A 23,158-nucleotide genomic window follows, 5' to 3' on the forward strand; every position below is an offset into this window, starting at 1 on the left:
TACTCCAAGTACCGGTACTGGAAGCGTCTTTTACAGGCGCCCGGAAACAGAAAAAAGGGGCCGCTTCCTCCCGAAGGAGAAAGCGGCCCCCCTTTTTTTCTGCCGGGGTCTCTACACGGTGTCGTAGCGCCGCAGTTCGCGCCGGGCCAGGGAGGCGCGGTGCACCTCGTCGGGGCCGTCGGCCAGCCGCAGGGTGCGGGCGTGCGCCCACAGTTCGGCCAGCGGGAAGTCCTGGGAGACGCCGCCGCCGCCGTGTGCCTGGATGGCCTTGTCGATGACCCACTCGGCCATCGACGGCACCGCGATCTTGATGGCCTGGATCTCGGTGTGCGCGCCCTTGTTGCCGACGGTGTCCATCAGGAAGGCGGTCTTGAGCACCAGCAGCCGCGCCTGCTCGATCCGCACACGGGATTCGGCGATCCACTCGCGCACCACGCCCTGTTCGGCGAGCGGCCGGCCGAAGGCGGTGCGCCGCTTGACCCGCTCGCACATTAGGTCGAAGGCCCGCTCGGCCATGCCGATCAGCCGCATGCAGTGGTGGATGCGGCCGGGTCCCAGGCGGGCCTGGGCGATGGCGAAGCCCTCGCCCTCGCCGGCGATGATGTTCTCGGCGGGCACCCGCACGTTGTCGAAGACGATTTCGCCGTGGCCGCCGTGCGCCGCGTCGGTGTAGCCGAAGACGTGCACCCCGCGCTCGACGCGCACGCCGGGAGTGTCCCGGGGCACCAGGATCATCGACTGCTGGCGGTGGCGCGGCCCGTCGGGGTCGGTCTTGCCCATGACGATCAGCAGTTCGCACTCGGGTGCCATCGCTCCCGAGGACCACCACTTGCGGCCGTTGACGACGTAGCTGTCGCCGTCGCGTTCGATACGGGTGGCGATGTTCGCGGCGTCGGAGGAGGCGACGTCCGGCTCGGTCATGCAAAACGCCGAGCGGATGCTGCCCTCCAGGAGCGGCTTGAGCCAGCGGTCCTGCTGTGCGGGGGTGCCGAAGAGGGTGAGCACCTCCATGTTCCCGGTGTCGGGGGCCGCGCAGTTGACGGCCTCGGGGGCGAGGAAGGGGCTGCGGCCGGTGATCTCCGCGAGCGGCGCGTACTGCAGGTTCGTCAGGCCCGCCCCGAAGCGGGCATCGGGCAGAAACAGGTTCCACAGACCCTGCCGGCGGGCCTCGTCCTTGAGGTCCTGCAGTACCGGCGGCCGGCTCCAGGGCCGGTCCGCGCTGTGCTGGGCGTGGAAGACCGGTTCGGCGGGCAGCACATGCTCGTGGAGGAAGGCGAGCATCTTCGCGCGCAGTTCCTCGGTCCGGTCGTCGTACGCGAAATCCATCGGTGTCTCCGTTGCGGGACGGGGCGGCAGGGCAAAGCGGCAGGTCAAAGCGGTGGGGGAGGTGGTGGGGAGGGGTGGGTCAGGCCTGGTCGAGTGCGGCGTGGCCGCGGGCCACGAGCAGGGCGACGGCTCCGGACAGGTCCGCGGACTCCTCGCCGACGCTCAGGCCCTGCACGGTGCGGCAGTGGATGCCCTCGAGGATCGCGGCGAGTTTGTAGAACGCGAACGCGATGTACCAGTCGAGCCGTTCGAGGCCCGCCGTGCTGTGGGCGGCGTACCGCTCCACCAGCGCGTCGCGGCCCGGCCAGCCCGGCAGCGTCCCGGGCGAGGCGACCGGGGAGCGGTCGATGCCGGCGAAGCCGTCCCAGTACATGCAGAGCATCCCGAGGTCGGCCAGCGGATCGCCGAGGGTGGACATCTCCCAGTCGAGCACGGCGGTGATCCGGCCCGGGTCGGCCCGGTCCACCAGCACGTTGTCGAGCTTGTAGTCGCCGTGCACGAGAGCGGAGCGGCCCGCGTCGGGGCAGCTTGCGACGAGGCGGTCGCTGAGCTGGTCGGCGCCCGCCACCTCGCGGGTGCGCGAGGCATCCCACTGGCGGCGCCAGCGGCGCACCTGGCGGGCCATGAAGCCCTCCGGGCGGCCGAAGTCCCCAAGGCCCACCCGCGCCGGGTCCACGGCGTGCAGGCGGGCCAGGGTGTCGACGAGCGCATGAGTGGTGCCAAGTGCCGAGGCGGGGCCCAGCGGCGCGAGTTCCGCGTCGCTGCGGTAGGTGGTGCCTTCGGCCAGCGCCATGACGTAGAACGGGGCGCCGAGCACCTTGGCGTCCTGGCACAGTGCGTAGGTCTGCGGGACCGGCACGGCGGTGGGTCCCAGCGCGCTCAGCACCCGGTACTCGCGCGCCATGTCGTGGGCGGTGGCAAGGACATGGCCCAGCGGCGGCCGGCGCAGCACCAGGGTGCGCCCGCTCCACTCGATGCGGTACGTCAGATTGGAACGCCCGCCGGCCAGCGGCGAGATCGTGCCCAGCGGGCCGCGGCCGGGCAGATGCCCCTCCAGCCAGTGCGCCAGGCGCCCGGTGTCGAGGCCGGCCGCGGCGCCGGGCAGCGTCGTCGAGTTCATGGCATCCCTTGGGCTTGGAGGGCGGGAAAGGCAGGACGGAAAAGGGTGGTGGTACGACGCGGTCCCGGCCGCCTGCGGCGGCGGCCGGGACCCGCGGCACGCTGGGCTCAGCTGTCGGCGATGAGCTTGCCCGCGGCGCCCCAGCTGTCGGTCGGCACTTCCTGGATCCACACCTGCACCGTCTCGGCAGGGATCTTGTAGGCGTCGACGAAGGCGTCGGTGATACGGGCGACCAGCTCGCGCTTCAGCTCGATGGTGCGCGGGCCCTGCTGCACGGTCACGATGGGCATTTCATCCTCCGGGAAATTCTGCTCAGTGCGGCCCCCGCCCCCTTTTTTTCGGCGGCGGCCTCGGTATGCCCCAAACGTTAGGGACGCGCCGTTGACGGTTTCAAGGCCGGTGCCTCCGAGGTGCCCGGCCGTGTATCCGAAGAGACACCGCGCCGGCCGGGGATTTGATGCCGCCCGCCCGCTGCCACCTCGGTCGACCCGGGATGTCTCTTCGGAAACACCCGGCCACCGCAACACGGCACGGCTGTCTACCTTTTGCCGTACCGGTATTCGTCTGCCGGTATTCGTCGCGGGGGAATTCATCTGCCGGTAATTCGACGGATTCGCAGATTTCAGATTCCTGTGGGGGCAGCCGTGACGCAGACACAAGAGGTGGCCATCGGGCTGGGGGAGCAGCACCCCGTCGCCGACCTGGGCGGCCTGCTGGTGAGAGCCGCGGCCGCGTTCCCCCGGCACGGGGTGCGCTACTGCTCCCGTCAGCGGCCGCTGGATTCAGGCCTGTGCACCTATCCGCAGCTCCTGGAGGATGCGCTGGGTCTGCTCGGCGCCCTGCGCAAGGCGGGGGCCGGTCCGGGCCGGGCGGTGGCGCTGCTGCTGGAGCGGCCCGAGGACTTCCTTCCGGCGTTCTGGGCGTGTCTGCTCGGCCAGATCACCGTCTGCCCGCTGGTGCCCGTGCGCGACGATCCGCAGCGCTGGGCAGCGCAGTTGAACCACGTCAACACCCTGCTCGACGGGCCGCTCGTGGTCACCGACCGCCAGGTCGCCGAGGAACTTCCCGCCCTGCCGGATCTGGCGATCACCACCATCGAGGACCTGGCCGCGGCCGGCGCGCAGCCGGGCACCGTCGCGGTCACCGCGGCCGGCGCGGACGACGTCGCGCTGCTGGTGCTCACCTCCGGTTCCACCGGCGCCGCCAAGGCGGTCCGCCTCACCCACGGCAACCTGCTGGCCTCCATGGCCGCCAAAGCCCGGACGCAGGCGCTCACCGCGCACGACGTGACCCTCAACTGGATCTCCTACGACCATGTCGCCGCACTGTTGGAGGCGCACCTGCTGCCGCTGTCGGTGGGGGCCGTGCAACTGCACGCGTCGCCCGAGGCGGTGCTGGCCGACCCGGTGCACTTCCTCGAACTCATCGACGCCCACCGGGTGTCGATGACGTTCACCCCCAACTTCCTGCTGGGGCTGATCAACAAGGCCCTCGACGAGCTGCCGTCCCCTCCGGACCTGGACCTGTCCTGCCTGCGGCACATCGTCTCCGGCGGGGAGGCCAACCCCCTGGCCACCGGCACCGGCTTCCTCGACCGGCTGGCCCCCCACGGACTGCACCCGGGCGCCCTGTGGCCCGCGTTCGGGATGACCGAGACCTGCGCCGGCAGCATCTACAACCGGGAGTTCCCGGACGCCGACCTGGGGGCGGAGTTCGCGGCGGTCGGCCGGCCGGTCGACGGGCTACGCATCCGCATCGTCGCCGAGGACACCACCACCCCCCTTGCCGACGGCGAGGCCGGCGAGGTCCAGCTGACGGGCCCGATGATCACCAGCGGGTATGCGAACAACAAGGAAGCCACCCAGGCCGCGTTCACGGCGGACGGCTGGTTTCGCACCGGTGACCTCGGCCGGCTCACCCGCGGGCGGCTGACCCTCGTCGGGCGCAGCAAGGACAGCATCATCGTCAACGGCGTCAACTACTACAGCCACGACCTCGAGTCGCTCCTCAACACCCTCGACGGCATCGCGAAGTCGTACGTCGCCGCGTTCCCCACACGCCCGCCGGGCAGCGACACCGAGCAGCTCGCCATCGCCTTCGCGCCCGCCCCCGAGGCGGCCGGCGACGAGGCGGCCCTGCACCGCCTGATCGTCGCGGTCAGAAACAGCGTCGTACTGCACTGGGGCTTCCGCCCGGCGCTGCTGCTGCCGCTCACCCCAGACGCCTTCCCCAAGACGAGCCTGGGCAAGATCCAGCGCTCGCTGATGCGACGCCGCCTGGAGAACGGTGACTACGCCGGGCACCTCACGGCGCTCCAGGAGCTGATCAACCGCCAACTCGGCGGCTACGACGCCCCCGAGGGCGCGGCCGAAAACACCCTCGCCCAGCTGTACGGCCACCTCTTCGAGACACCGCCGTCCACGATCAGCGCCACCGCCAGCTTCTTCGACCTCGGCGGCACCTCACTGGACATCCTGCGCCTCAAGAGCCTTGTCTCCCAGCACTTTCCCGGCGTGGACCTGCCCGTCCTCGCCATCCTCACCTCACCCAGCATCCGCCAACTGGCCGCCCGCATCGAAGCGGCCCGACACAGCGAAAGCACCCCCTACGACCCCATCGTCGAACTGCAGAGCAGCGGCGAGAAGACACCGCTGTTCTGCATCCACCCCGGAGTCGGCGAAGTCCTCGTCTTCGTGAACCTGGCCAAGTACTTCGTCCACGAGCGGCCCTTCTACGCCCTGCGGGCACGCGGCTTCAACCCGGGAGAGAAACCCTTCGAGAGCTTCGCGGAGATGGCCCGCACCTACGCCGACGCGATCCGCTCCCGGCAGCCGCACGGCCCCTACGCGATCGCCGGATACTCCTTCGGCGCGGCGGTGGCCTTCGAGGTCGCCAAACTCCTGGAGGCCGACGGCGAGCGAGTGGACTTCCTGGGCAGCTTCAACCTGCCCCCGCACATCAAGTACCGCATGGACGAACTCGACTTCGTGGAGACCGCCGTCAACCTGGCGATGTTCCTCGACCTCATCACCCCCCAGCAGGCCAAGACGCTGCCCGCCCAGCTGCGCCCGCTGAGCAAGCAGCAACAGCTCAGCCACCTCATCGACATCGCCCCCGCCGGCCGGCTCACCGAACTCGACCTGGACCTGCCGCGGTTGACCGCCTGGGCCGACCTCGCCGACAGCCTCACCGGCCTGGGCCGCACCTACCAGCCCACCGGCAGCGTCGCCGCGATGAGCGTCTTCTACGCCATCCCGCTGCGCGGCAGCAAACAGGACTGGCTGGAGAACGAACTGCGGCGCTGGCAGGACTTCACCCGCCGTCCGCCCCGCTACCTCGATGTGCCCGGCGAGCACTACACCCTCATGGGGCCCAAACACGTCGCCGCCTTCCAGTCGATCCTGCGCACGGAACTCGACCGCGCCCTGTCCGGAAACTGAAAAGAGGGGGGCACATGACTGTGATGCCGACGGGCAAAAAGATCCTCATCACCGGGGCGAGCGGCCTGGTCGCCCGCACCGCGGCCGAAACCCTCGCCCGGCACAACGACGTGTGGTGCCTGGGCCGCTTCTCCGACCCGCAGGTACAGCAACGCCTTCAGGAGCAGGGCATACGGACCTGGCACTGGGACATGACCGACGGCCCGCTCGACGCGCTGCCCGACGACTTCACCCACGTGCTGCACGCCGCCATCGACCGCGGCAGCAACACCTTCGAGGACGCGATCGCGGTGAACTCCATCGCCACCGGCCGCCTGATGACCCACTGCCGCAACGCCGAAGCCTTCGCGTTCATCTCCACCAGCGCCCTCTACACCCCCCAAACCCCCGGCCACCTGCACACCGAGAGCGACCCGCTGTCCGCCGCGTCGGCCTGGCTGCCCACCTACCCGGTCGGCAAGCTGGCCACCGAGGGCGCCGTACGCGCCCTGGCCGTCACACTCGGCCTGCCCACCACCATCGCCCGCCTCAACGTCGCCTACGGCCCGCACGGCCACGGCGGACTCCCGGTCATCCTCTACCGGCAGATGCTCGCCGGCCAGCCCATCGCCGTACCCCCCACCCAGCAGCACTACTGCTCCCCGATCCACACCGACGACATCGCCCGCCACCTGCCAGGGCTGTGGGCCGCGGCAGGCGTGCCCGCGACGGTCGTGAACTGGGGAGGAGACGAAGTCGTCGGCGTGCAGGACCTCATGACGTACGTCGCACAACTCACCGGGGTACCCGCCCGCTTCGAGGCCGGCGACGTCACCCGCCATGTCATCGCCTTCGACGACACCCACCGCAAAACCCTCCTCGGCGACTGCCGCACCTCCTGGCGCGACGGCGTCCGCCAAGTCCTTGACGCGCACTTCCCCGGCAGCATCACACCCGCCCCCTACAGAGAGGCAGTCCCCTCGTGACCGTGAGCAGTGAAACCTCCGCCGAACCACAGGTACTGGGGGTACTGGAGCGCGCACTGAGCACCAGCTGCGCGGCCTCGCTGCGCGCGGCGGTGAAACTCGGCCTCGCCGACGCCCTCGGCGACACCCCGGCCACCGCCGGCGACCTCGCCGCCGCCGTCGACGCCGACCCGGACGCGCTGCGGCGACTGCTGCGCTCGCTCACCTGCCACCAGGTGTTCGCCGAGGACACGCAGGGCCGCTTCGTCCACACGGACATCTCACGGATGCTGCGCAGCGACGCCGCCGACAGCCTCAGCCACCTCGTGCTGTGGATGACCGAACCGTGGACCTGGCAGCTGTGGGGCCGTCTCGATGAGTCGGTGCGCACCGGCAAGGACGTCTTCGTCGACCTGTACGGCCGGGAGTTCTTCGACCACGTGCACACCGCCTGGCCGCAGTCCGCAGCTGTGTTCGACCTCGCGATGACCCAGGCGAGCAGGCAGTCCGCCACCGCCGTCGCCGGCGCCCTGCCGCTGGCGGGGGTGCGGACCGTCGCCGACATCGGCGGCGGACAGGGCTTCCTGCTGGCCTCACTGCTCGAGCACCACCCCGGCGTGCAGGGAATCCTCTTCGACCGCCCCGACGTACTGGCAGGCGCCGACGCCCGGCTGCGCGAAGGCGGAGAACTCGCCGGCCGGGCGCGGCTGGTGCCCGGCGACTGCCGCGTCCAGCTCCCGGCCGACGCCGACGCCTACGTCTTCAAGAACATCCTGGGCATGAACGACCAGGACGCCCACACCGTGCTCGGCAACGTCGTGAAGACCGCCCGCCCCGGCGCCAGGGTGATCATCGTGGAGAACCTCGTCGACGACGGCCCGGGGCAGAAGTTCAGCACCGGAATGGACCTGCGGATGCTGCTGACCGTCGGCGGCAGGAAACACACCCGGCACAGCCTGCTCGCCCTGGTGGAACAGGCCGGCCTCACCGTCCAGGACGTACAGCCCGTCAACTCCTACCAGCACATGATCGAAGCCACCACCCCCGCATGACCGCACGGCCGCCGCGGCCGCAACGGGCCCGGCCGCAGAGCACCAACAGGCCGGGCCTGCACACCAGTTGATCCCAGACAGCAGCGAGAGAAGGGCAGACACAGATGACCGAGGCCGCCGACGTCCTGGTGGTGGGGGCCGGACCCACCGGCCTGCTGCTGGCCGGGGACCTGGCCACCGCCGGCGTGCAGGTCACCCTGCTGGAACGGCGCGCGCACGCCGACGCCAACCTGACCCGCGCCTTCGCGGTGCACGCCCGCACCCTGGAGGTCCTGGACGCACGCGGCCTCGCCGACGAACTCGTCGCCCTGGGCAGAAAGGCGCCCGTGGTCGGGGTGTTCGGGAAACTCGAACTGCACCTGCACCGCCTGCGCACCCGCTTCCCGTTCGCGCTGATCACCCCGCAGTACAACATCGAAAGGCTGCTGGAGCGCCGGGCGCGCGCCGCCGGGGTGCGGATCGTGCGCGGCGCCGAAGTGGTGGCGCTGCACCAGCACGCCGACGGCGTCGAGGCGCAGACGGCCGGTAGGGGCACCTTCCATGCGGCATACGTGGTCGGATGCGACGGAGTGCGCAGCGCGGTACGGCAGCTGACCGGGATTGCTTTTCCCGGCCGCTGGATCGTGCGCTCGGTGATGCTCGCCGACGTCCAGCTCACCCATGTGCCTGCCGACGCGGTGACCACCAACGCCAACGAACACGGCTTCGCCTCCCTGGTGCCCTTCGGCGACGGCTGGTACCGGGCGATCGGCTGGATCGCGGGCGATGACCGGCCCGATGACGCCCCGGTCACGGCCGAGGAACTGTCCGGCCTGCTGCACCGGGTCCTGGGCACCGACTACGGCATGCACGACCCGCGCTGGATCTCCCGCTTCCACAGCGACGAACGGCAGGCCGAGCGCTACCGCCAGGGCCGGGTGCTGCTGGCGGGCGACGCCGCCCACGTCCACTCGCCCGCCGGAGGCATGGGCATGAACACGGGACTGCAGGACGCCGCCAACCTGAGCTGGAAACTCGCCGCGGTCATCCAGGGCCGAGCCGGCCTGCCCCTGCTCGACTCCTACGAACACGAACGCCACCCCGTCGGCAAACAAGCACTGCGGATCTCCGGAGCCATCACCCGGGGCGTGCTGAGCGCCCCCCGCAGCATCCGCGTACGCCAACTCCGCGACACGCTCATGCCCTTGGTGTCCCGGCTGAGCTCGCTCACCGCACACGCGGAACGCCTGCTCTCCGGCATCGGCATCGCCTACCCCGCCCCCCGCACCAGCCACCGCCTCACCGGCCGCCGGGCACCCGACCTGCGCCTCGCAGGCGGACAGCGACTCTATGAGCTGCTGCGCACCGGCCGTTTCGTCCTGGTCACCCCCGGCCGGCCCACAGCCGAGACACCCTGGCTGCAACTCGCCGCCCCGGCCGGGCCCTTGACCACCACCCTGCTGATCCGCCCGGACGGCCACATCGCCTGGGCCGCCGACCGCCTTGACGCCGGGCAGCTGCACGCGGCGCTGCAACACTGGCCGCTGGCCACGCCGTCGCCGCTTTCCCCGGCGGCCGGGCCCCACCCGCCCACCGCGCAGCCCGCCGACCTGGCAGGCCCCAGCGCTGCGGGCAGGCGCTAGCGCTGCGGGACGTCCCTGACGAACACCAGCCCGTCGGTGGTGGCCAGATGGGCCGGATCCAGCGGGGAATAGCCGAACCAGGGGGACACGCGGGAGGCGGGCCGCAGGTCACCGACGGCGGCCGCCAGCCGGGAGGCGTCCACGACGCAGCAGTCCTCCGGCAGCGCGTACAGGAGCCCCTCGACGGTGTCCGGCGCCGGGGCGTCCACCCCTTGATGGCGCAGCGTGCCCAAAGCCGTGGCCACGAACGCGTACTCCTCGCCCAGCCGGGCGCTCACCAGTGCGCCGGCGCCCCACCACTGCACGGGCTTGCCGCCCATCCGCATCGTGCTCATCTCCCGCTGGAGATGGCCGTTGTGGGCGTGCAGCAGTGCCGGGCCCCGTTCGGCGAGGGCGAGGATGTTCTCCAAGTATGTACCGTGAGGGTCATGCAGCTCCGGTACGCCTTCAGGTTGTACCCGGACACCGGCCAGCAGAGGGCGTTGGCGAAGGCGTTCGGGTGCGCCCGTGTCGTGTTCAACGACGCGGTCCGCGCCCGTGAGGAGGCCAGAGCGGCCAAGCAGCCGTTCCCCACGGCCGCAGAGCTGTCGAAGAGGCTGATTACCGAGGCGAAGCAGACGGTGGAGCGGTCCTGGCTGGGCAAGGTCTCTGCGGTGGTGCTCCAGCAGTCCCTGCGGGACGCCGAGACCGCGTACCGCAACTTCTTCGCCTCCCTCAAGGGCACCCGCAAGGGGCCGAAGACCGGTCCGCCCCGCTTCAAGTCTCGCAAGGACAAGCGGCAGTCGATCCGGTTCACGGCCAACGCCCGCTGGTCAGTGACCGACAAAGGGCGCCTGAACCTGCCGAAGATCGGCGCGGTGCAGGTGAAGTGGTCCCGCACGCTGCCCACCACGCCCTCCTCCGTCACCGTCATCAAGGACGCGGCCGGGCGGTACTTCGCCTCCTTCGTCATCGACACCGACCCCGCCGCCGACGCGGGCCGGATGCCCGAAACCGACCGCACCATCGGCATCGATCTCGGCCTGACCCACTTCGCGGTCCTGTCCGACGGCACGAAAATCGACTCCCCCCGCTTCCTGCGGCGCGCGGAGAAGAAGCTGAAGAAGGCCCAGCGGGAGCTGTCCCGCAAGCAGAAGGGGAGCAAGAACCGCGCCAAGGCCCGCCTGAAGATCGCCCGCGCCCACGCCAAGGTCACCGACGCCCGCCGCGAGTTCCACCACCAGCTCTCCACCAGGCTGATCTCCGAGAACCAAGGGATCGCCGTGGAAGACCTGTCAGTGGCAGGACTGGCACGCACGAAGCTGGCCAAGTCCGTGCACGACGCCGGATGGTCCTCGTTCATCAGCATGCTGGAGTACAAAGCAGAACGGTACGGCCGCACCCTGGTCACGATCGGCCGGTTCGAGCCGACCTCTCAGACCTGCTCGACCTGCGGCGTCAAGGACGGGCCCAAACCCCTGCACGTGCGGGAGTGGACCTGTACCGCCTGCGGCGCGGTCCACGACCGGGACCACAATGCCGCGATCAACGTGAAGACGGCCGCCGGACTGGCGGTATCGGCCTGCGGAGCGCCGGTAAGACCAGGAGCAATCCCGGCACAGCGTGAAGAAACAGGAAGCCACGGATTCCCGACCCAACCCCGTGCCGCGTAGCGGCACAGCAGCGATCGAGAAGGCCAGAATCCTCGGGCTTCAGCCCGAGGAGCATGTCAACAGGTCACGCTCCACGACCGCGCCTGATCGGCCTAACGCCACCGGATAATCACCGGTCCCCGAAGACCGAGGTTGCGCCCACCCTGACCGCCGCCCGGCAAGACCGAACTCGCCGCCGTCATCAAGGCGATCAGCCACGGCGTTCCGGCCGGACTGGCCGAGCCCGCTCGTCTGCTTCTGCGATGAGCCGCCTTGCCGCGGACGAGATGAGTCACGTGGCGGTTCCTGTACCCGTCTCCGCCCCGGCACTTCGGTCCGACGCCTTCGAGAAGAGGGCTTCAGTACTCCACTACCGAAGGGTCCATCGCTGGTTGGAGCCGCTGTTGCAGGTCCACAGGACCGCCTGAGTGCCGTTGGCGGTGCCGGAGTTGTTCGCGTCCAGGCACAGGCCCGACTGGGCGCTGGTGATGGTGCCGTTGGCGTTGACGTTCCAGCGCTGGTTCTGCCCTCCGTGACAGTCCCAGATGATGGCCCGTGTACCGGGGGAGGTACCCGAGGCCTCGGCGTCCAGGCACTTGGTGCCGTAGACGCGCAGTTCCCCGGCGTCCGTGCGGGCCCACTTCTGGCCGGTCTGGTCCGTGCAGTCCCACAGCCGGAGCTGGGTGCCGTTGGTCTGGGACGAGTTGGGCACGTCCAGGCAGCGGCCGGAGGCGGCGCCGACGATCTGCCCGCTGCTCGGCGGGGGAGTGGTCGTACCGCCGGGCACGTAAGGGCACTTGGTCTGGGCCCGGGAGAGGCCGGTGCGGTCCACCAGGGACGGGCACAGGAACTGGGTGTACCGGGTGTCGTTGTCGAGGAAGATCTTGAGCCAGGGGATCGTACGACGTGTCACGTTGGAGTTGCCCCAGGTGGGGAAGGCGTGGCCGCCGCTGGTGAGCTCGATGTAGGCGCTCGGGGTGGCGGCCGGCATGCCGCCGTAGAGCCCGTTGAGGTAGGACGGAGTGACTGTGCCGTCGTCCTTGGCCCCCATGATCATCGTCGGTACGCGGAGCGAGGACAGGTTCTGGGAGGGGGAGAACGGCGCGAGCGGCAGGGCGGCCTTCAATGACGGTCGCCGTTCGGCCGCGCTGATGGCGCCGCCGCCACCCATGGAGTGTCCGATCACGCCCAGCCGGTTGGGGTCGACGCGGTCACGCACCGGGCTCTTGTGGGTGAGGTAGTCGAGCGCCGCGAGTAACTGGGTGCCGCGGGCGGTGTCGTAGTCGGTGGGGCTGTTGGTGTCGATACCGATGACGACGAACCCGAAGGACGCCAGCCAGGGGCCCATCCAGGCGCCTTCGGCGGACCATCGGGCGGTGTAGCCGGGTACGGCCGCTACCGCGCCCCAGGTGCCTTGGGTGGTGTCGGTCGGGTAGTAGATCTTCCCGCCGTTGAAGCCGTTGCCGGGCGGCACGGTCAACTCCGTGGTGGCGAAGGTCCCGCGCTGGGCTGCGACACTGCTCACAGTGGGAGCGGGGCCCCGTTCGTACGGGTTGTCCTGAGCCGACGCAGTTCGGGCCGAGGCTGGCTGAATCGAAATCAGGGCGGTGATGAGGCCGGTCACGGCGGTGACCACGGCTGTCCGCAACCTGAGAGTACGGCTGGTCCGTCGAAGTCTCGTCCTGGGGGATCGGGTGTCCTGAGATCGGGCGCCCTCATACACCGGGACATCGGTGACGCTGGAGTTCATCGTCCTGTTCCTCCATAGGGTTTGCTGCGGCTACGAGAGTCCGGGCGGTGGGCATAGCTGGGTGATGCGCGCATGACATGCCATTGCGAGTGGCCAGGCATCAGCGGTCGGCCTGGGCGGCAGCCGGGGGAGCGCTGCGCACGGCGCCGGAGTAGACCGTGGCTTCCTTGGCGGTGGCGGCGATGCCGTTCGCACCGTTGAAGAGGCGTTGGCCCCAACTGGTGAGCCGGTTGGGGTCGAAGTTGGTCACCAGGTCCAGGTACTGCACATCGCTGCCGTTGCCGCTCCACGACCAGCCCAGACAGCCGATGCCGAGTCGCTGGGCCGCGGCCATGATGGCGTCTTCGTCGGGGTTGCCGTCGGAGTGGTTGAAGCCGAACTCTCCGACCACGATGGGGAGTTTCGCGGCGACGAAGCGGTTCAGATAGTCGTTGACCTTCGCGGCCGTGTCGAAGACGCCGTACATGTGCACCGAGAAGATGGTGTTGCGGTCCCGGTCGGCGGCGAAGACCGACGCGGCGTTGTCGCGCATGGTGAAGGACCAGTCCTGGCCCCAGTTGGGCGCGTCCACCATGAGGGTGTGGTTGAGGCCGGCGCTCCGCAGCTTCTGGATGGCCGCCTTGGTGTCGGCGGTCCACCGCGAGGCGTTGTTGTTGCCGATCGGCTCGTTGCCGATGTTGACGATGACGTAACTCTCCTGGCCGGCCAGCGCGCTCTTGACGCTGATCCAGTAGTCGGCGGCGCGGGAGAGGGTGGTCGCTCCGCTCTGGTCGCCGTAGCCCGTGGTGTCGTGGACTTCGAGGACGCAGATGAGCCGGTTGCGCTTGCACTGGGAGACGACGTTCGCGACGTCGTCGGCGCTGTTGCGGGTCCAGCGGTCACCGTTGGCGAGGACGACACGCACGGTGTTGGCGCGCTTGGCCTTGATGTCGGCGATGGAGCTGATCCGGCTCGGGTACCAGGTGTGGGCGTGATTGACGCCCCGCATCACGAAGTCGTTCCCGTTGGCCTCCAGCAGCCGGCCGTTCTGGATGCGGAAGCCGGTGGGCGCGGCGTGAGCCGGTGTACCGGGACCGAGCAGGGGGACGAGCAGGCCCAGGAGGGTGGCCATGACGGCGGCCACGCGTGGCGCGGCGCGGGTGGGGGACTTCATGGGGGCTTCCTTAGGGCGGGACGATGTGTTCAGGTGATGGCTGCTCGAGCCGTGCAGCTGACGGTGGCCGAGGGGGTACCGCCGGCCTCAGGTGTGGCGGCGGTGAAGCCGAAGGTGGTGCCGGCGCCCGGGGCGAGCGTGCCGTTCCAGGACGCGTTGGCGACGGTGGCCTTGCCGTCGGCTGTCGTGTCGAGGCTGCCGTTCCAGACCTGGGTGAGGTGTGCGCCCGAGGCTGGGATGACGGTCGCGGTCCAGCCGTTGACGGGGGACGTGGACGCGTTGGTCACCGTCACCTCGCCCTGGTAGCCGCCCTGCCAGGAGGAGACGACTCGCAAGGAGGCGGTGCAGGCGGGATCGCCGCCCGGGGTGCCCGGGTCGCTGGGCACGCTGTTGTCCAGGGCGGCGGAGACGGCGGGGTACCAGTGGGCGGCGATCTTCTCGTTGCCGGAGTCGGAGGGGTGTACGCCGTCGTAGGTGTCGCCCGCGGTGTCGAACCCCGTCCACTGATCGACGACTGTCACCGGGGAGCGGCTCGTACTGGTCGTCCTTGCCCAGTCGGGGATCCGTGCGTTCAGGGCGACTGCGCGCTGGGCGCAGCCGGTGCAGCCCGAGGGGTTCATCGGTATCAGCTGCGCGACGAGGATCTTCATGTCCGGATTCGAGGCTCGCATCTGCTGCACCAGCTGCGTGTACGCGGCGAGGATGGTGTCGGGGGAGATGCTGCTCCACACGTCGTTGGTGCCGAAGTGCATGATAACGATGTCGGGATGCGAGGCGGCGAGTCTGCCGGGCAGCAGGTTCTGGTTCGCCACGTTGGTGACGAGCTCACCGCCGTGGCCTTCGTTGTCGCCGTCGAACGCCTGGGCGCAGCCCTGCTGGTTGAGGGTTCCGACGAAATCGATGTTCTTGTATCCGGTGTTCTGCAGACGGTTCCACAGCAGGGCGCGCCAGCATCCGGGCGAGCCGGTGATCGAGTCGCCCAGCGGCATGATGCGTACGGGGGCAGCGGCGGGGGCGGCGCCGGCCGACGGCGCGAGGGCCATACCGAGCGAGAGCAGAAGCGTGGTCAAAAGGATCCGGAGGAGCGGTTGGTGCGGGGTTCTGCGCATGCCAGTCCCTTCCCGCGTGTGTGGGAGCAGTTCGAGGATGTGGTTCAGCGGCTGACTGGTCCCGGGCGCGTTCGTCCGCTGCCGCGTCGGTGCCGAAGCGGTCGCCGCCGGTGCCGGCCGCCTAGCACGCCGACCACCGTTCAGCCGCGGCGTGTTCAGCAGCTCGGGGCGCCGGAGTCGAAGTAGTCCGTCGCGGTGGCGACAGGTGAGGAGTTGAGCTTGGTGCTGCTCCGTTAGACGTGGAACACCACATCGGAGGGGTCGAGGGCGAGCCATCGCCATGACACCAGGCTCCCGCTTCCGGTGTGGACGTTGGTCAGTGCGCGGTCGAGGCGTTCCACCTGCCGCGCGGTCGCGGCCTGCGCCGTCTGGGGCAGTCCGGCGAGTGCGGAGAAGGCTGACGCGGTGGCGGTGGTGATACCGCAGATGAGGCGTCCTTTTGAGCGGTTCCTCGGTCTCAACGGTTGCGCTGTGAGGGCGGGGCAGCGACGTGCGTCGGTCACGATGGCCTCCGATGCATGGGGGGTGCCGAGTGAACAAGTTTCAGGTGGGGGAGAAGGTGATCGTTCACTCGGGCGGGCATGGGAACGCTCCCACGGGAGCGTAGGAAGCAGCTGAGTCGGCGTCAAGGATTCTGTCGAAGCTTGTTGTTCGGCCTTGTTGAAATTCGTGACTTTGGGCGGCCGTACGGATTGACAGGCGAAGGTGTGGTCTGGAAACTGCGTGATGCGTGACCGTTCTTGTGAACGATCCCAGCCCTTGATCCGTCAAGGAGCCTCTGAGGCAAGGGCAGTTGCAGATGCTGGTCTTGTCGCAGCTTGCTTCATATGTGAACGCTCGCATCAAGGGGGAGCGGGGCGGCTGTCGTTGATGGCGCCACTTCGGTGGTGACCTACTCCGCAGCGCGCCTGGCCTGAACTGCCCCCAGCAATGCCGACCGCAACGACCGAACATGCGCCGACCGCCACCTTTGGCGTGCGGTCGGCGCCATGGAAGGAGCGACCATGCCCCCGATTCCTGCCAACGGTGTTCCATTGGGTTCCGGGAAGGTCGGTCGACGCACGCTGCTCAAGGCGACCACCGCGACCGCCGGAGCGATCGCCACCGCTGCCGCTTTTGGCGAACTCGAGACGCCGGCCCAGGCTGCCGCGGGCTTCGTCAAGGGCGTCGACATCAGTTGGGCGCCTCAGATGGAGGCGCGCGGCTATTCGTGGAAGAACGCGAGCGGCCAGACACAGGATCTGCTGACCATCCTCAAGGGGTACGGGATCACCGCGATCCGGCTGCGCACCTTCGTCAATCCCTCCGGCGACCCCGCCAACGGGCACTGCGGCATCAACGAGGTCGCCGCCTTCGCCAAGCGGATCAAGGCCGCCGGAATGTCGATCATGCTGGATTACATGTTCGGCGACACGTGGAACTCCGTCGGTGTGCAGAACCCGCCTGCGGCCTGGCGGAGCATGGGTTACAGCCAGATGGTCTCCGCGATGAGCTCGTACGTGAATCAGACCATGACGGTCATGAAGAACAACGACGTGCTGCCCACCTGGGTGCAGATCGGCAACGAGATCAACAGCGGGATCTGCCGTCCCGTCGGCAGCGTCTCCAGTGCGGCGCAGATGACCGGCCTGCTGAACGCGGCCTACACGCAGGTCAAGGCGGTGTCGCCGGGCTCGACGGTGTGCATCCACCTGGCACAGCCGCAGAAGTACGACTCGATGACGACCTTCTTCAGTCGCTACGCCGCCAACGGCGGCAAGTGGGACATGTCGGTGTTCTCCTCCTACGGCAGCGCCAGTCTCGCGGCCGGGATCGTGGGGAACATGAAGAAGATCTCCGCGCAGTACGGAAAGCCGTTCCTGCAGAGCGAGTTCGGCGGCCGCGTGGACAGGGCCTCCTCCACCCAGGGCGCGCTGGTCGCCTACATCCAGGCGCTCAAGGCCAATGGCGGGCAGGGCATCTTCTATTGGGAGCCGGAGTGCATGTCCCCGTTCACCGGCTACAACATGGGCGCCTGGGACTCCTCCAGCAAGCAGCCCACCAGCATCATGAACGGCTTCACCCAGGCCTGAGAACGGCGCAGACCTCACCCCACATCCGCATCTCCATGGGCAAGGACTGGACCTATGCTTGTAATGCACATGGCATGTGCGCGCCGTGGCAGGCGTGGAACCCGGCTGGGCGCGGCGGGCTTGCTGACCCTTTCGACGCTGATCGGCACCGGTGCGGTGCAGGCCGGTGCCGCGACACCGCAGGCGCTTCCGGCCGGATGTTCCGGCACCTCACCGATCACCTGTCACTACGCGGTCTCGCCGGGCAACTACGACGTGACCGTCTCCATCGGTGGCACCAAGGCCGGACAGACGGAGACATGGGCGGAGGCCCGACGCCTGATGCTGCCGGCCACGAGCACGGCGGCGGGTGCCGTCACGGCGTACTCGTTCACGGTCAACGTGCGACAGCCCGAGGGGCAGCCGACGGGCCAGGGCGGCACTGGAACCTCTGGCCTGGACCTCCGGTTCGGGGGCTCCTCGCCGCAGATTTCCGCGATCTCGGTGAAACCGGCGACCCGCCCACTGGCGGCCTATCTGGCCGGTGACTCAACCGTGTGCGACCAGCCGGCCGCTCCGTACACGGGGTGGGGCCAGATGATCACCCCTGCGGTCGGCCCCGGAGCCGCCATCGCCAACTACGGTGACTCGGGGGAGAGTTCGGGTAGCTTCCTGCACAACTCGGCGCTCTTCCCGGCACTGTTGTCGAAGGTCAAGGCCGACGACCCGGTCTTCATCCAGTTCGGCCACAACGACAAGCAGACCAGTGCGTCCGCGTACCGGAGCAACCTCACCTCCATGGTCACTCAGGTCCGTGCCAAGGGCGGCATCCCTGTCCTGGTGACACCGCCGGTGCGCCGCCTGTTCAGCGGTACCCGGCTCACCACCACCGCCCTGCACGTCAACGGCGTCGGCGTGAACCTGCCTGCCGAGATGCGGGCTGTCGCTGCCGCGCAGAGGGTGCCCGTGATCGACCTGACCGCCGCGAGCAAGGCGCTCATCGAATCCCTCGGCCCGTCCGCCTCCGCACAGCTCTACCTTCGCTCCTCCGTCGACGGCGTCACGGACAACACCCACTTCTCGCAGTACGGGGCCACCAAGATGGCCGGGCTGGTGCTCCAGAGCATCCAGGCGCAGCACCTGCCGCTGGCCGCCTACCTGCGCTGACAGCCGCGCGTCTCGCTTCGAAGCATCTCCATGACGAGCCTGCACACTTCCGGAAGAACGACGAAAGGGGTACACATGCACCCGCTCGGCAAGTGCCGGACCCTCGTGATCACAGGCGCCCTCGCCGCCGTCTTACCGCTCGCCGCCCTCGGTCTGACCACCCCGGCGAACGCCGCCACAACGATCACGGTGGCGAGTGACGGCTCCGGGAACTACACCACCATCCAGGCCGCGATCGCGGCAGCCCCCTCCGGGGCGATCATCAACATCAAGCCGGGCACCTACCGTGGCCAGGTATCCGTCCCCTCCGGCAAGCCCGGCATCACCTTGCAAGGTACGACCGGGACTGCGACCGACATCGTGATCACCGGAAACGCCCCCGCATCCACCGCCGGTACCGCAGGCAGCGCGACCGTGCTCAACATGGCCAAGAACACCACGGTCAAGGGTGTGACCATCGCCAACACCTATGACCGGCACGACAGTCAGGCGCTGGCCCTGTATGCGGGCGGCGATCGGCAGGTCTACCGCAACGTACGCCTGCTCGGTTACCAGGACACGTTCCTGTCCTGGGGTGGTACAGGAAGCTCGCAGGTCCGCCAGTACGTCTACAAAAGCTACATCGAAGGCGCCGTTGACTTCATCTACGGCAACGGTGCCCTGGTCATCGACTCCACGACCATCCGCTCGCTGGACCGAGGCAGCACCAACAACGGCTACATCACCGCCGCGGCCACCAACTCAAGCAACCGGTACGGCATCCTCATCACCAGGTCGACGCTGTTGAGTTCCGCCGCGGCGCGGACCGTCGCTCTGGGGCGCTGCTGGCACGCCGGCGGGGCGGCCGACGCGATCGGTCAGGTGCTGGTCCGCGACTCGACACTCGGTGCACACATTCGCCAGGCCGGAGCCTGGCAGGACATGGGCGGCTTCTCCTGGAAGACCTGCCGGTTCAGCGAATACAACAACACCGGAGCAGGCGCCAGTACCGGTACCACCGACCGCCCGCTGATCAGCGGCGCAGCTGCGGCGAACTACACCTCGCAGAAATACCTCTCCGGAAGCGACGGCTGGAACCCCGTGGAGTAGCCCGGCGGTTGGCTGCCGCGCCCGAGCACGTGCCGGCACGCGGCCTCGCCGTGTTCGCCGTCCAGGCCGTGTGGCCCATGGTGCTCAGCTGCCCGATGGGGATGCCTCCACCTCGCACGTCACCGTGGCCGCGGTCTCCGCGGTGGCGGCGTCGGCTCGCCCGTGAGACGTGGTCAGCACTTCAGGCCGACGATGCCCCAACCGCGGCGCTCCGCCTCCAAGACCAGCTCGCCCCAGTCGGCGAGGAAGCGAACGAACGAGTCGAAGGTCGTGACCCAGCCGTCGGGCTCCGTGTCGTGCTGGGTGAACGGCGCGCGCAGATCTGCCAGTTGAGGTGCTGCCTGCCGCCACCATCCGGCGATCACCGGTACGTGATCGGGCGGACACCACAGCAGCAGGTTCGCATCCCAAGTACACGGAAGTTCCGGGAGCCCCGACCCAACCCCGGTGGTGTCCTCCAGGCCATGCCAGAATAGTGCGTCGTTGAACCGGTCCAGGACCTTGCGCAGCTTCGGCTCGACGAAGTCGCGCATATGCTCCCAGCGGTGGCCGGCCCAAAAGTGCGGCTTGTACGAGCCGAGCGTGTCGCGCAACGCATACCGGCCGTACCAGTCCGTACCCGGCTGCGCAGGCCACGACCAGCCGTGCTCGAAGAGATCGTCGTCGTACCCCTCACCGAACGCGGCATCGAGCAGCAGCTCTTGCCGGTCACCCGGCGCCGCCGCCTCCACCCGCGGCCAGTCCACGATCAACACCTCTATCCCCACGCCCATCACGCCAGCGTAGGACAGGGAAACGCGCAGCGTTCACCACTGAGGGACGACGGCGAAACATGGCGAGCCCCCTCTCCCGTGGTGCAACTTCGTGGCTCACACTGAGGGGCACAGTTGGCTCCCTCACGGAGCCGGGTAGAACTGTCGGGCCCAGTGGCGGAACAAGCCGAGGGCCTCGTCGCTCGCGGCAAGGCGAGGCCGTGGCTCGTAGCGTTTGGTGTTCCAGATCTCCAGGTCCTGATGGACCTTGCTGACCGCGGTGCGCAGCATCACGCGGGCGAAGGCCCGGTGCAGGCCACGCCGTGGGAGCGACGCTCCAGCGGCGTCCTGCTTGCGGATGTCCGCACAAGCTGTCGCCACCAGCATGCGGGTGCGCCGAGGACCGGTTGGTGTGTGCATGGCCCACAGGTAGCTGACGAGTCCGAACGAGGGCAGCGGAAGTTCCACCCGGAGATATCCCAGCCCCGCCAGGAGGAACGCGTGATCCGCCTGGATCTTCCTCTTGAGAGCGGGAGGCCGGTCCGGCCCGAGACGCAGACGCATGCGCAGCAGGGGTCCTTCGGCCACCGGCGCGGTGAGTTCCTCCACAGCCACCTTGTGCAGGACGGGCAGATGCCGGTAGTCGAGGGTGTTCTCGATGATCTCCTGGGCGTAGGCGTGTACGTCCGTGCTCCAGACTGCCGTCGGAACTACTCCGGCCTGGGCGGTGCCGGGGACGTCCCAGGAGGGGGCGGCACCGTCCGGTTCGTACCAGATCAAGAGGAAGCCGTTGCGCTCACTGATGGTGTGTTGCTGCAGGCGAGCACGCGGCGGCGCGCCGTCGGGCGTGCCGACGCACGTGCCGTCGGGGGCGAAGGTGAAGCGATGGAAGGGACACACCAGGTTTTGGCCTTCCACGGTGCCGCCCGCCCCGAGATGAGCGCCCAGGTGTGGACAGTAGGGCCGCACCGCGCGGGATCGGCCGTCACGCGTGCGGTAGAGGACGACGTCCTCGTCCATGAAGCGGCGGGTCAGGACTTTGCCGGGGGCCAGTTCTCGTGAACGCGCCAGGCAGAACCAGCCACTGGGGTACGGCAGATGCCGCTCCGCCTCGTCGATGGCGGTGTGCGGGCTGCGAGACCTGGGCGGTTCGTCCCTCATCGTCATGACCGGCAGCCAAACACAGGAAATCCCGCCGATATTCACCTCACCAAGCAAGATCACTCTTATGAGGGTCTAACGGACTGTATTGCCATGGATGGTCATGGCCAACCATACGATCGGCTGCTCTGAGTAGGTGGTTGGGGCCGCTCGGCACACGCCGGGTCGCTCACGAGGCAGGCAGGGGCGCCGGTGGCCGACGACAGCATCGACAGCACAGGAAACGAAGCGGAAGTCGTTGTCATCGGGGCCGGGCTCTCCGGGGTGGCCGCCGTGATCGCGCTGCGCCGGGCCGGCTTCAGCGACGTCGTTGTGCTGGAGAAGTCCGGTCGCCTCGGCGGGACTTGGCGCGACAACACCTATCCCGGATGCGGCTGCGACGTACCGTCGATGCTGTACGAATACTCTTTCGCGCCCCACGCGTGGAGCCGGGGTTTCGCCGAGCGGTCGGAAATTCTCGACTACCTCGACACCACCGCGTCAACGCACGGCGTGGACAAGGCGATCCGCTACGGCACCGAGGTGCTGAGCATCCGCTGGGCGCCGGCGGCGCACCGCTGGAACCTGCAGACCACCTCGGGCGCTTACACCGCCCGCGCCGTGATCGTTGCCACTGGCCCTTGGCATCAGCCCCGCCACCCTGACATTCCCGGACTCGACACCTTCCCCGGCACCACCTTCCACTCCGCGCGTTGGAACCACGAAGTCGACCTGACCGGACAGCGCGTGGCAGTGGTGGGCACCGGCGCCTCCACCGTCCAGTTCCTGCCCGAGATCCAGCCCATGGCCGCCCATGTCGCCGTCTTCCAGAGCACACCGCAGTGGGTACTTCCGAAACCCGACTACCCCCTCCCTCCCGGTCTCCACCGCTTCTGCGAAAACCACCCCGGAGCACGCCGCGCACTGCGCGGCCTGCACCACTGGACCCAGGAAGCCATCGGAGTCCCCCTGCGCCACCCGCACCTGCTGCGGCCCTTGGAGGCCCTGGCCCGCTTCCATCTGCGTGCCTCGGTAAGGGACCGCGCCCTGCGCCGGGCCCTGACTCCTGGCTACCGCTTGGGTGGCCGCCGCCTGATCACCTCCAGCACCTACTACTCCACCCTCACCCGGCCCAACGTGCAGCTGCATCCCACCCGCGTAACGGCAGTAGAGGGCTCCGACGTCATCGGCGCCGACGGCACCCGAACGCGCGCCGACATCATCGTCCTCGCGACCGGATTCCACATCGGCGACATCCCCCTGGCGCCCCAACTGCACGGCACCGACGGCACATTGGCACAGGCCTGGGCTGACAACCGCCGGGCCTACCTGGGCACCAGCGTCAGCGGATACCCCAACCTCTTTCTGCTCATCGGCCCGAATCTGCTCACCGGCACCACCGCCGTCCCCACCGTCCTCGAAGCCCAACTCCGCTACGTCACCACCGCCCTCAACCACCTGCGCTCCACCGGGGCGTCCGCGCTGGATGTCAGGCCGGATATCGAAGCAGCCCACCAGAAGTCCCTGCACGAGGCGTTGCGCGGCACCGTCTACAACGCCGACAGCACCGGCTACTACTTCGGCCTCCCGGGCATCAACACCTTCTGCTGGCCGTGGTCGACCGCCAGGCTGGTCAAACGCCTGGACTCCTTCGACCCGGATGCCTACGCCTGGACGCTGCCACTGCCGACCCAGGCCGACGCCGAACGGAACGATCAGCCCGCCCACCACCTGGGCCGACCTCGGTAGCTCCCGGTCACGCAGCCGTCGACGGCGCGGTGATCGGGTAGAACCGGTGGCGCCGGCGCCACC

18 protein-coding genes and 1 pseudogene are annotated in these 23,158 nt (G+C 69.0%); 9 read left to right on the forward strand and 10 right to left on the reverse strand.

The genetic code is table 11. From position 1 onward, the window contains the following. Positions 1 to 111: 111 nt before the first annotated feature. The 3 genes from ACN6LB_RS32685 to dmpI all read right to left on the reverse strand — a co-directional run bounded on the left by ACN6LB_RS32685 (position 112) and on the right by dmpI (position 2,736). On the reverse strand, positions 112 to 1,326 hold the full coding sequence (locus tag ACN6LB_RS32685) for an acyl-CoA dehydrogenase family protein (protein WP_445028993.1): 1,215 nt from the start codon (positions 1,324 to 1,326) through the stop codon (positions 112 to 114). A gap of 79 nt (positions 1,327 to 1,405) precedes the next feature. Beyond that, positions 1,406 to 2,446, reverse strand: a complete 1,041-nt coding sequence (locus ACN6LB_RS32690) for a phosphotransferase family protein (RefSeq protein WP_445028994.1) — start codon at positions 2,444 to 2,446, stop codon at positions 1,406 to 1,408. Positions 2,447 to 2,553: 107 nt separating this feature from the next. Continuing rightward, on the reverse strand, positions 2,554 to 2,736 hold the full coding sequence (gene dmpI / locus ACN6LB_RS32695; protein ID WP_356143964.1) for a 4-oxalocrotonate tautomerase DmpI: 183 nt from the start codon (positions 2,734 to 2,736) through the stop codon (positions 2,554 to 2,556). Between the two features lie 354 nt (positions 2,737 to 3,090). Here dmpI and ACN6LB_RS32700 point away from each other — a divergent pair, with 354 nt between their 5' ends. The 4 genes from ACN6LB_RS32700 (at position 3,091) to ACN6LB_RS32715 (ending at position 9,504) form a co-directional block, all read left to right on the forward strand. Further along, complete coding sequence (locus ACN6LB_RS32700) at positions 3,091 to 5,886, forward strand: AMP-binding protein (protein ID WP_445028995.1); 2,796 nt, start codon at positions 3,091 to 3,093, stop codon at positions 5,884 to 5,886. Positions 5,887 to 5,900: 14 nt separating this feature from the next. Then, positions 5,901 to 6,851 carry an NAD-dependent epimerase/dehydratase family protein gene (locus ACN6LB_RS32705; RefSeq protein ID WP_445028996.1) on the forward strand — a complete coding sequence of 317 codons (951 nt, stop codon included), beginning with the start codon at positions 5,901 to 5,903 and terminating at the stop codon, positions 6,849 to 6,851. Between the two features lie 2 nt (positions 6,852 to 6,853). Further along, positions 6,854 to 7,882 carry a methyltransferase gene (locus tag ACN6LB_RS32710; RefSeq protein WP_445028997.1) on the forward strand — a complete coding sequence of 343 codons (1,029 nt, stop codon included), beginning with the start codon at positions 6,854 to 6,856 and terminating at the stop codon, positions 7,880 to 7,882. 104 nt (positions 7,883 to 7,986) lie between these two features. Further along, entirely contained in the window at positions 7,987 to 9,504 is a 1,518-nt protein-coding gene (locus ACN6LB_RS32715) for an FAD-dependent monooxygenase (RefSeq protein WP_445028998.1), read from the forward strand. Here the strand turns inward: ACN6LB_RS32715 and ACN6LB_RS32720 are convergent. Next, positions 9,501 to 9,908, reverse strand: a pseudogene (locus tag ACN6LB_RS32720) (erythromycin esterase family protein); the annotation flags it as partial. The gene ACN6LB_RS32715 and the pseudogene ACN6LB_RS32720 overlap by 4 nt on opposite strands. A gap of 24 nt (positions 9,909 to 9,932) precedes the next feature. On the opposite strand from ACN6LB_RS32720, the gene ACN6LB_RS32725 reads away from it, so the two are divergent. Then, complete coding sequence (locus ACN6LB_RS32725) at positions 9,933 to 11,156, forward strand: RNA-guided endonuclease InsQ/TnpB family protein (protein ID WP_445028999.1); 1,224 nt, start codon at positions 9,933 to 9,935, stop codon at positions 11,154 to 11,156. Positions 11,157 to 11,505: 349 nt separating this feature from the next. Here ACN6LB_RS32725 and ACN6LB_RS32730 read toward each other — a convergent pair whose 3' ends face one another. The 4 genes from ACN6LB_RS32730 to ACN6LB_RS32745 all read right to left on the reverse strand — a co-directional run bounded on the left by ACN6LB_RS32730 (position 11,506) and on the right by ACN6LB_RS32745 (position 15,650). After that, positions 11,506 to 12,885, reverse strand: a complete 1,380-nt coding sequence (locus tag ACN6LB_RS32730; protein WP_445029000.1) for a poly(ethylene terephthalate) hydrolase family protein — start codon at positions 12,883 to 12,885, stop codon at positions 11,506 to 11,508. Between the two features lie 100 nt (positions 12,886 to 12,985). Then, positions 12,986 to 14,038, reverse strand: coding sequence for a glycoside hydrolase family 5 protein (locus ACN6LB_RS32735; RefSeq protein WP_445029001.1), 1,053 nt, complete (start codon positions 14,036 to 14,038; stop codon positions 12,986 to 12,988). Positions 14,039 to 14,067: 29 nt separating this feature from the next. Then, positions 14,068 to 15,147, reverse strand: a complete 1,080-nt coding sequence (locus ACN6LB_RS32740) for a GDSL-type esterase/lipase family protein (protein WP_445029002.1) — start codon at positions 15,145 to 15,147, stop codon at positions 14,068 to 14,070. A 233-nt stretch (positions 15,148 to 15,380) separates the two neighbouring features. Continuing rightward, positions 15,381 to 15,650, reverse strand: a complete 270-nt coding sequence (locus tag ACN6LB_RS32745; protein ID WP_445029003.1) for a rhamnogalacturonan endolyase family protein — start codon at positions 15,648 to 15,650, stop codon at positions 15,381 to 15,383. Positions 15,651 to 16,151: 501 nt separating this feature from the next. On the opposite strand from ACN6LB_RS32745, the gene ACN6LB_RS32750 reads away from it, so the two are divergent. From ACN6LB_RS32750 to ACN6LB_RS32760, 3 genes are all read left to right on the forward strand, one after another. Beyond that, the gene (locus ACN6LB_RS32750; RefSeq protein WP_445029004.1) at positions 16,152 to 17,219 is read left to right on the forward strand and encodes a glycosyl hydrolase 53 family protein; all 1,068 of its coding nucleotides are present in this window, start codon (positions 16,152 to 16,154) and stop codon (positions 17,217 to 17,219) included. Positions 17,220 to 17,288: 69 nt separating this feature from the next. Further along, positions 17,289 to 18,365 carry a rhamnogalacturonan acetylesterase gene (locus tag ACN6LB_RS32755; RefSeq protein ID WP_445029031.1) on the forward strand — a complete coding sequence of 359 codons (1,077 nt, stop codon included), beginning with the start codon at positions 17,289 to 17,291 and terminating at the stop codon, positions 18,363 to 18,365. A 75-nt stretch (positions 18,366 to 18,440) separates the two neighbouring features. Then, the gene (locus ACN6LB_RS32760) at positions 18,441 to 19,454 is read left to right on the forward strand and encodes a pectinesterase family protein (RefSeq protein WP_445029005.1); all 1,014 of its coding nucleotides are present in this window, start codon (positions 18,441 to 18,443) and stop codon (positions 19,452 to 19,454) included. A gap of 173 nt (positions 19,455 to 19,627) precedes the next feature. Here the strand turns inward: ACN6LB_RS32760 and ACN6LB_RS32765 are convergent, their stop codons facing one another. Further along, the gene (locus ACN6LB_RS32765; RefSeq protein ID WP_445029006.1) at positions 19,628 to 20,227 is read right to left on the reverse strand and encodes a hypothetical protein; all 600 of its coding nucleotides are present in this window, start codon (positions 20,225 to 20,227) and stop codon (positions 19,628 to 19,630) included. Positions 20,228 to 20,350: 123 nt separating this feature from the next. After that, a complete protein-coding gene (locus ACN6LB_RS32770) occupies positions 20,351 to 21,373 on the reverse strand; it encodes an aromatic ring-hydroxylating oxygenase subunit alpha (RefSeq protein ID WP_445029007.1) in 1,023 nt (340 codons plus the stop codon). A gap of 186 nt (positions 21,374 to 21,559) precedes the next feature. On the opposite strand from ACN6LB_RS32770, the gene ACN6LB_RS32775 reads away from it, so the two are divergent. Beyond that, on the forward strand, positions 21,560 to 23,095 hold the full coding sequence (locus tag ACN6LB_RS32775; RefSeq protein ID WP_445029008.1) for a flavin-containing monooxygenase: 1,536 nt from the start codon (positions 21,560 to 21,562) through the stop codon (positions 23,093 to 23,095). Positions 23,096 to 23,158: the final 63 nt, after the last annotated feature.

This window comes from Streptomyces sp. SAS_270, assembly GCF_052543295.1.

What these genes read in the sequence shown, in the direction of transcription:
- ACN6LB_RS32685 (WP_445028993.1), bottom strand. Translation starts at nt 1,326, where the DNA reads ATGGATTTCGCGTACGACGACCGGACCGAGGAACTGCGCGCGAAGATG.
- ACN6LB_RS32690 (WP_445028994.1), bottom strand. Translation starts at nt 2,446, where the DNA reads ATGAACTCGACGACGCTGCCCGGCGCCGCGGCCGGCCTCGACACCGGG.
- dmpI (WP_356143964.1), bottom strand. Translation starts at nt 2,736, where the DNA reads ATGCCCATCGTGACCGTGCAGCAGGGCCCGCGCACCATCGAGCTGAAG.
- ACN6LB_RS32705 (WP_445028996.1), top strand. Translation starts at nt 5,901, where the DNA reads ATGACTGTGATGCCGACGGGCAAAAAGATCCTCATCACCGGGGCGAGC.
- ACN6LB_RS32715 (WP_445028998.1), top strand. Translation starts at nt 7,987, where the DNA reads ATGACCGAGGCCGCCGACGTCCTGGTGGTGGGGGCCGGACCCACCGGC.
- ACN6LB_RS32725 (WP_445028999.1), top strand. Translation starts at nt 9,933, where the DNA reads ATGCAGCTCCGGTACGCCTTCAGGTTGTACCCGGACACCGGCCAGCAG.
- ACN6LB_RS32730 (WP_445029000.1), bottom strand. Translation starts at nt 12,885, where the DNA reads ATGAACTCCAGCGTCACCGATGTCCCGGTGTATGAGGGCGCCCGATCT.
- ACN6LB_RS32735 (WP_445029001.1), bottom strand. Translation starts at nt 14,038, where the DNA reads ATGAAGTCCCCCACCCGCGCCGCGCCACGCGTGGCCGCCGTCATGGCC.
- ACN6LB_RS32740 (WP_445029002.1), bottom strand. Translation starts at nt 15,147, where the DNA reads ATGCGCAGAACCCCGCACCAACCGCTCCTCCGGATCCTTTTGACCACG.
- ACN6LB_RS32750 (WP_445029004.1), top strand. Translation starts at nt 16,152, where the DNA reads ATGCCCCCGATTCCTGCCAACGGTGTTCCATTGGGTTCCGGGAAGGTC.
- ACN6LB_RS32755 (WP_445029031.1), top strand. Translation starts at nt 17,289, where the DNA reads ATGGCATGTGCGCGCCGTGGCAGGCGTGGAACCCGGCTGGGCGCGGCG.
- ACN6LB_RS32760 (WP_445029005.1), top strand. Translation starts at nt 18,441, where the DNA reads ATGCACCCGCTCGGCAAGTGCCGGACCCTCGTGATCACAGGCGCCCTC.
- ACN6LB_RS32765 (WP_445029006.1), bottom strand. Translation starts at nt 20,227, where the DNA reads ATGGGCGTGGGGATAGAGGTGTTGATCGTGGACTGGCCGCGGGTGGAG.
- ACN6LB_RS32770 (WP_445029007.1), bottom strand. Translation starts at nt 21,373, where the DNA reads ATGACGATGAGGGACGAACCGCCCAGGTCTCGCAGCCCGCACACCGCC.